At 61.1% G+C, this 5,849-nt stretch carries 3 protein-coding genes and 1 pseudogene; all 4 read right to left on the minus strand.

Features of this window, described 5'->3' with window-relative positions:
* Nucleotides 1-92 precede the first annotated feature (92 nt).
* Nucleotides 93-436, minus strand: a pseudogene (locus HWX00_RS36455) (transposase); the annotation flags it as partial.
* 498 nt (nucleotides 437-934) lie between these two features.
* Nucleotides 935-1,246, minus strand: coding sequence for an H-NS histone family protein (locus HWX00_RS36460; protein ID WP_175029370.1), 312 nt, complete (start codon nucleotides 1,244-1,246; stop codon nucleotides 935-937).
* 937 nt (nucleotides 1,247-2,183) lie between these two features.
* Nucleotides 2,184-2,870: an OmpA family protein gene (locus tag HWX00_RS36465; RefSeq protein WP_175029371.1), complete on the minus strand. Its 687-nt coding sequence runs from the start codon at nucleotides 2,868-2,870 to the stop codon at nucleotides 2,184-2,186.
* A 99-nt stretch (nucleotides 2,871-2,969) separates the two neighbouring features.
* Nucleotides 2,970-5,849, minus strand: a 2,880-nt coding sequence (locus HWX00_RS36470) for a YadA family autotransporter adhesin (protein ID WP_481971374.1), incomplete at its 5' end; no start/stop codon positions are given.

Genomic DNA, 5,849 nt, shown 5'->3' on the forward strand with positions numbered 1-5,849 from the left:
TGATTTGTTCTTCGGTGAATCGCTTTTTCATTGCCGTTCCTCTCTGGAACGGACTCTACACCGTCACCGTACTAAACGCGGGGAGCAGGTCACAGGTAGCGACATGCCTTGCGTTGCGAGAGCCCCCGCCGAGTCAGGACTTCCAGCGCTTCGCGCCGGCCCGTCGGGGTGATCATTTTTTTCGGCTGAACTCCTTCAGGCCGTCGATGACCAGCATCTGCTCGGCGATCAGGCGCTTGAGCCGATCGTTCTCCGATTCCAGCTCCTTGAGCCGACGAGCGTCAGCCACGTCCATCCCGCCGAACTTGTTGCGCCAACGATAGAACGTCTGTTCCGAAATGTTGTGGCGCTTGCATAGATCCTTCACCGGCTCATCCCGGCTCTCGGCCTCGCGCAAGATGCGGATGATCTGCTCGTCGGTAAATCGCTTCTTCATCGAGTCCTCCTTGTCCCTAGGATAAAAGAGAACTCACTTGCCGGATGGCTACAAGAAACGTCTCAGGTCATACACCCCTCCATCGGCTACCGTGTTATCGCAACCGCTGAAGTCAACGCCCGAGAGAAATTAAGCGAGACCCACTTTCCGATAAGTGACTGGTCAATGCTCAGAAATAGCGGGTGCTCGACCCATTGAGTGACCTCGCCTCCACGGCGAGACATTTCGAAAATACGTAGATCCTGGTCCTCACTCACACCAACATCCAGCAATTCATCACACGAATGTATTGGAGCGACGTCGACAACCCCAGCTCCGCCATCCAGAAAGAAATTCGAAAGAAACGTCACCTTTCGACTCGCTGCTTCTCTGCTTTCCGCATGGAGGTAAATTCCGAGATAATCTGCAGGGAACAACCAGATCGTTCTGTATATTGTTTTTCTGCAATATTGGCTCAATTCTATTGTCATTTTGTTTTTTTAATAATATTAAATTTAACTAAACATCACTACTCTTGACAGGCTCGCGAATCAGAAATCGGTCGATGTCGTCGCCTACCAGCCAGAGTGGTTTTCGACCGCGCCCAGACCAAGTCGCACCGGTTTGCGGATTCCAGTATTTGGGCTCGAGCTTCGTACCCTTTCGGCGGCCGCGTGACGGCTGCTTGGTCAGTTCCTCAACCTTAACGCCGTTTTCTGCAAGCACCTCGAGCACACGTTGCGCAATGCGCCGAGCCTCGAACTCACGCACGATATCAATCTCCCTACGCAATTGCTCGAGCTGCTCCAAGAGTTCACTATATGACTTCATTTCACGTTCCCCAATACGATCATTTGCCGCCGTATGAACGTCTCCAATGCTTTTCTTCCCGTGAAGCTCTTGTCACTGAACCACGCCCCATCGGAACTGCACTTGCCGCCTGATAATCAGACATGTCGGTGGCGTGTCCACAAGCGTTACTGTTTCCCGAGGACGGCTGGAATTAGCGAACACGGTCACGGCTTTCACAAGCGCGGTTCCCTTGTAACCGTGCAGCTCCGAAGCAGCGACCGCATTGCATGAAAGCGGTGCGCTTGACATGCGTTCAACCAGTATCGTGCAGCCACCTGACGGCACAGGCACCGTCGTCAAAGACAGGACAGCCGATGCATTCGGATATTCGAGGCCGGCGAGTGCGAAGAGCGGCTCACCGTCCGGATCATGTCGATCCCAGTCCAGGGCGATGTCGACATGTCGCGTGCTCGCAAGCATCCTTGCTGACACTTGGTCCACCGCCGCATAGCAGCGTTGGACCCCAACCGCTCGTGCCGACCTCGCGAGTAGAGTAGCCTCCTGCGCGCCTGTCGTAGGAGACGATGGCGATTCGAGCGCAGCGGCAAGCGCTGAACTCGTGACGAGTCCGCCGCTCGCTACCGCTACAAGCAATCGTGCACAATATGTGCTCATTCGATTCATTGACATCTCTTACCTTACCCGTTCGTGGGTCTGACCCAGCACCGACCATACCGATAAAAACACCGCTCTCGTGCGTCACCACTTAGGCCACTCGAAGCCAAGTAAAACGGACCTCACATCTCCAACAGCGACGTCGGTCGGATGCACATAAGTCATTTCAGCGGCTAATCGAACAGGTATCGAAAAATGGCCGCCACCAACACGTGGCGGCCCACAATGGCCACTCGTTCTACACAATGCGCATACGGGGGAATGTGCATCGGCACTTCCATAAACGAGCCACCAGTAACCGCTATTTCCTGTCCATGTCCAACCGCACTTCAACTCGACGGTTGTGTGCGCGTCCAGCTAGGGTATCGTTGGAATCGACAGGGTCAGCCTTGCCATATCCGCGATTAACGAACCTGTCGGCCTTTAACCCGTGTGATTGCAGATACGTGTCGACTGCACGGGCGCGCCGCTCGGAGAGACCGACGTTGTAGTCGTCTGATCCCACCGAATCCGTATAGCCGCTGACCGTGACAGTGTGAATCGTCGCCCCACTGGATTCCTCAATCAATCGATCGAGGCGCGCACGCGCTGACGGCTTCAGATCGGCGCTATCGGTATCAAAGTTCGCATCGGCGTCGAGAACCGTCACCGCCGGTGGCATCGGAAGCGGTGCTGACAAATCAGGCGCGGTCGTAGCTGTCGGCGCCCCGCAACGGAACAGAATGGATCGGTCGTCAGGCTTACCACCAAAAGTTGCGTAGAGTCCAGATTGAGCTTCAAGCAGCATGACGGGTTGTTCCTTGCAAATCGACTCCGCTTGCTTGCGGCATGCCCCTGGCCCTTCGAGCATGCCGTAACAGGTGACGCGATACACGTGCTCGCCATTGGGTAACGCCACCGTATAGGCGTTATACATCGGTCCTGACGCAGCCGTGCATCCGGCAAGCGTCAGCGCAATGAGCAGCAATCCAGCTTTCATAGTTGACATGATTTCCCCACTCCAACATGTTGACTTTCGGCGGCGGCAATTCGCCGACCTATCAGCGGCGCGCCCGGATCTGTCACTCCAGACGCGCTGCCTCGAGCTTTACCACTGATAGCCAATCCCGGCTCCGTACGTATAGCCGGCGCTGCTGCCGCTCACTCCGCCCTTCAGCTTGAGGTTCTCCGTCAGGCGCGCCGTGAAGCCGATCGCAACCGCGCTATAGCCCTGGTAGCTCGCTCCGCCGATCCCGACCGCCAGCGTCTTGCCGGCATCGACCTCGGGAATCATCGTCAGCGCGGTGGCTGCCGCGACGCCCGCGTAGGCCTTGCGTGCCACGTTGTTGACGTCCTGCTGGACCGCCCCCAGTTGCGACACGTTCACCGCATCGGTCGGATTGATGCCCGGCGCGACGTTGGTGATCCGCCGCTCGCTGCCCGGCGCACCGACCGACACTGTGTTCGCCTCGCTCGCCACCGAGTTCGCTCCCAGAGCAACCGAGCCGGCCGCCGATGCCGTCGCGCCCGTGCCGATCGCTGTACCCTTGCTGCCCGAGACCAACGCGTTTGCACCGATCACCGTGCCGCCGTCCGAGTTGGCGTTCGCGCCGCTGCCGATCGCCACTCCGTTCGCGCCGGACGCCACCGCGTTCGGGCCGAGCGCCATTGCGTTCGAACCCGTCGCGCCGCTGTTGTCGTAGTTGCCCTGTTGCGTGCTACCGTCGTTCACGCTGTAGTAGTGCGAGCCGTTCGCGATGGTCGTCGTCGACAGCCGGCTGATCGTCGTCGACAGCGACGTGATCAACGAACTGTCCCCGCCTTCGCTGGTCGACAGCGACGCAATGTTTGACATCGTCGAGGTCGACAGGCTGTTGATCGCCTGGATCGCCGTGTTGAGCTGCGATCCGTTGATCGCGTCCGTGCTGGTCGACGACACGCGTCCGGCCGCCACGTTCGTGATCTGGCGTTCCGCCCCCGGCGCCCCGACGCTCACCACGCTCGTCGGCGTCGCGCCGGCATAGTTGTACGTTACGCCGCCGATCGTGCCCGACGCCGTCGAGTTCGCCGCCGCCGTCACCGCGCCCGCGCCGAGCGCCACGTCGCCCGCGTTGGTCGCGATTGCGTTCGGCCCGATCGCCACGCTGTTCGTACCGAGCGCCTGGCTGTCCGGCAACGTCGAGTTCGCGTGGAAATACTTGATCCCGCCGCCGTTCTCGATGTTGTTGACGGTATTGCCCAGGGTGTCGACCGCCTGATTGGTCGCATACAACTGCGACCCGTTCACGGCGTCGGTGCTGGTCGCCGACACGCGGCCCGCCGCGACGTTCGTGATCTGGCGTTCCGCGCCCGGCACACCGACGCTCACCACGCTCGCCGGCGTCGCACCGGCATATGCGTAGTTCGCGCCGTTGATCGTGCCCGATGCGGTCGGATTGGCTGCTGCCGTCACCGAGTTCGAGCCCAGCGCCACGTCGCCGGCGTTGCTTGCCACCGCGTTCTGACCGAGCGCCACCGTGCCAGCCGCTTTGGCGTTCGCACCGTCGCCCAACGCGACCGCGCTCGCACCTGCCGCCGTAGCGTTCGTGCCTGCCGCCAGCGCGTTGATGCCCGTCGCACCGTCGTTGTTGTAATTCCCTTGCTGCGTACCGTTGTCGTTGACGCTGTAGTAATGCGTCTTCGCTCCGTTGATCGCGGTCGACGTCGAGGTCGACAGCGAACTGATGCTCGACGAAGTCGACGTAGACAGGGACGTGACACTGCTGTTCGTCGTCGACAGGCCGGTCGACAGCGAGCCGATGCCGGTCGAGGTCGACGTGGACAGCGACGTGACGCTGCTGTTCGTCGACGACAGGCTGGTCGACAGCGAGCCAATCCCCGTCGAGGTCGACGTGGACAACGACGTGATCGAACTCGTCGCGCTCGACAGCCCCGTCGACGTCGAAGTCGACAGGCTGCCGATCGCCGTATTCGTCGCGAACAGCTGCGAACCGTTGACCGCATCCGTGCTCGTCGCCGTCACCTGTCCGGCCGCCATGTTCGTGATCTGGCGCTCCGCGCCCGGCGCGCCCACGCTCACTACACTCGTCGGCGTCGCGCCGGCAAAGGTGTACGTCGTGCCGCCGATCGTGCTCGACGCCGTCGGGTTTGGCGCCGCCGTCACCGATCCCGAACCCAGCGCAACGTCACCTGCATTGTTCGCCACCGCGCTCGAACCGAGCGCGATCGAACCCGCTCCGTTCGCGGACGACGTGTTACCCAGCGCCACGGAACCCTGGCCAGTCGCAATGTTCGCGTTACCCAACGACACGGCACCTTGACCGTTCGCCGTGTTGTTCGCACCCATCGCCACCGCGCCTGTGCCCGTCGCGACGTTCGGGTCGCCGATCGCCACCGCACCGTTGCCGCTTGCCGTGTTGCCCACACCGATCGACACGGCCTGCCCGCCGGTCGCCATCGCGCTCTGGCCAATCGCCACCGCGCCACCCGAGTTCGCGTTCGCGCCGTCGCCGACTGCCACCGAGCTTGCGCCCGCCGCCGTGGCATTCGTGCCCGCTGCCAAAGCGTTGACGCCCGTCGCGCCGTTGTTGTTGTAGTTGCCCTGCTGCGTGCCGTTGTCGTTCACGCTGTAGTAGTGCGTCTTCGCCGCGTTGACCGCGGTCGACGTTGACGTCGACAGCGATGCCACGCTGCTGTTTGTCGACGACAGCCCAGTCGACAGCGAACCGATGCCGGTCGACGTCGAAGTCGACAAGGACGCCACGCTGCTGTTTGTCGACGACAAGCCCGTCGACAGCGAGCCGATGCCCGTCGAGGTCGAAGTCGACAACGACGTGATCGAACTCGTTGCGCTCGACAAGCCGGTCGACGTTGAAGTCGACAAACTGTCGATCGCCGTGTTCGTCGCGAACAGCTGCGAACCGTTGATCGCGTCCGTACTGGTTGCCGTCACCCGACCGGCCGCCACGTTCGTGATCTGGCGCTCCGC

The sequence above is a fragment of the Burkholderia seminalis DSM 23518 genome (assembly GCF_902832885.1).
Classification (GTDB): Bacteria; Pseudomonadota; Gammaproteobacteria; order Burkholderiales; family Burkholderiaceae; genus Burkholderia; species Burkholderia seminalis.

Excerpts from the sequence above, each read along its gene's own strand:
- HWX00_RS36460 (WP_175029370.1), bottom strand. The coding sequence starts at position 1,246 with ATGAAGTCATATAGTGAACTCTTGGAGCAGCTCGAGCAATTGCGTAGG.
- HWX00_RS36465 (WP_175029371.1), bottom strand. The coding sequence starts at position 2,870 with ATGTCAACTATGAAAGCTGGATTGCTGCTCATTGCGCTGACGCTTGCC.